Here is a 1715-nt window from a genome sequence, read left to right as displayed (position 1 = left end):
GCTGAAAGTGCCCCCGATGACCCTATGGGCGTTGGACACGATCGAACGGGTGCGTGACGGCGTGCGGCGCTACATCCTGACCCTGGTCGATCCGGTGAGCCGCTGCGCGTTTGCGCTGGCGCTTCCCAAAAAGAGCAGCCGAGCGGTTGCCGAAGCGTTCCAAGCGCTGGCTTCTGGCCAAGAAGGGCATGGGCAACCGCTTCAGCTGGCAGCGCTATCGGACAATGGGTCGGAATTTCAAGGGGCGTTTGACGCGATGCTTGAATCGATGGGGCTGACGCACTACTGGACCTACCCGAAATCGCCGCGCATGAATGCCCACTGCGAACGCTTCAACCGCACGATCCAAGAGCAGTTCGTCGATTGGCACGAAGAGCTGCTCTTTACCGACCTTGAGTTGTTCAACCAGAATTTGAGCCAGTGGCTCATTGACTACAATACCGTGCTGCCACACCACAGCCTTGGTCTCAAGGCGCCGGTGCAGTGGCTCTTGGAAAACCATAAAGAGTGCCAAAGGTATTGGACGAATACAACGAATACACCTTGCTGCTGCCCGTCAGCTATAATGCTGCCCGTCAGCTATAATGCTGCACGGCATGCACACCGTGCACACCATGCTTGGGGCTGTGGGTACTTGGCTTTGGTCTGTTCTGTCCAGTATTTTAAGGAGAAGACAATGAAGAAAACACTGACTGCTGCTGCGCTCGCCGGCCTGATGGGCCTGATGCCCACTGCCCACGCCAGTGGCGAACTGGCAAAACTGGAAAATGTCTGCGCTGCCCTGAATGAGGGCAAGTCAGCCAAGCTGCACGTCTATACCGTGGATGAGATGGTAAGACTGCTGGAAAAGCACGGTTTCAACGCCAGCAAGAAAGATGCAAACGCCATCCGCTTCATGTATGAGAACAGCCTGATTCTCATGGTGCGCTATAACGATGGCGACTGGCAGCTCTATTACGGCACTTCCGGCGTGAAGCTGACCTATGAGCAGATTAATGACTGGAACCGCACCAAACGCATAAGCCGCGCCTATATCGACAGAGATGGCGACCCTGTGGTGGAGTCCGACCTGCTGGTAGGCAAGGGAGTCACGGAAGACCAGGTGATGAACTTTATCAAGGTGTTCCTTGATTTCACCCGTCCCCAATTCAAAAACTTCGTCAAAGAGAAAGGCAAAAGCAGTTGATCTGCATGCTTGATGCCCTGACCCCGGCTTGCAATGGCCGGGGTATTTTTGTCTCAACCTCTCGGCCCCAGCAGCCCGATCTGATAGCCGTCAGGGTCTTCCACAAACACGATAATGGCCGTGCCCGCATTCATGGGACCGGCTTCGCGGATAATCTTGCTGCCGCGGGCGCGAATCTCCTCCACCGCCTGATAGACATCATCCACCTCGATGGCGATATGGCCGAAGCCATTGCCCAGGTCATAGTGATCCACCCCCCAGTTGTAAGTCAGTTCCAGCACCAGGGCAATCGCATGAATGGCACTATCGTGGCCTGCTGAAATAGTCTTTCACGATCAATGGGTTGCCAAGGGAGCTGTACATAGCATAGTGTCTTGATTGGTGTAGTTTTCTGTCTTTTTGGGGGTGGCCCATGGAGACGGGAAACAAGAAGCTGCGGTTGGCGGACGTATTCGTATCGATCAGTGATCCGAGGCAAGCGGGCAAGGTCAAACACGACCTGGTCGAACTGTTGGTGGTGGCGGTCAAT

At 55.1% G+C, this 1715-nt stretch carries 1 protein-coding gene and 2 pseudogenes; 2 read left to right on the top strand and 1 reads right to left on the bottom strand.

Going from position 1 to position 1715, the window contains the following annotated elements; translation table 11 throughout:
* Both KUL93_RS11850 and KUL93_RS11845 read left to right on the top strand, forming a co-directional pair.
* Positions 1–532, top strand: a pseudogene (locus tag KUL93_RS11850) (integrase core domain-containing protein); the annotation flags it as partial.
* 33 nt (positions 533–565) lie between these two features.
* On the top strand, positions 566–1186 hold the full coding sequence (locus KUL93_RS11845) for a YbjN domain-containing protein (protein WP_430408214.1): 621 nt from the start codon (positions 566–568) through the stop codon (positions 1184–1186).
* A gap of 53 nt (positions 1187–1239) precedes the next feature.
* On the opposite strand, the pseudogene KUL93_RS11135 reads toward KUL93_RS11845, so the two are convergent.
* Positions 1240–1467, bottom strand: a pseudogene (locus KUL93_RS11135) (VOC family protein); the annotation flags it as partial.
* Positions 1468–1715: the final 248 nt, after the last annotated feature.

The organism is Hydrogenophilus thiooxidans (assembly GCF_019049855.1).
Taxonomy (GTDB): Bacteria; Pseudomonadota; Gammaproteobacteria; order Burkholderiales; family Rhodocyclaceae; genus Hydrogenophilus; species Hydrogenophilus thiooxidans.
The sequence above is the reverse complement of the archived record's forward strand: the minus strand, read 5'-3'. Positions and strand labels throughout refer to the sequence as shown.

What these genes read in the sequence shown, in the direction of transcription:
- KUL93_RS11845 (WP_430408214.1), top strand. Translation starts at nt 566, where the DNA reads ATGCTGCCCGTCAGCTATAATGCTGCACGGCATGCACACCGTGCACAC.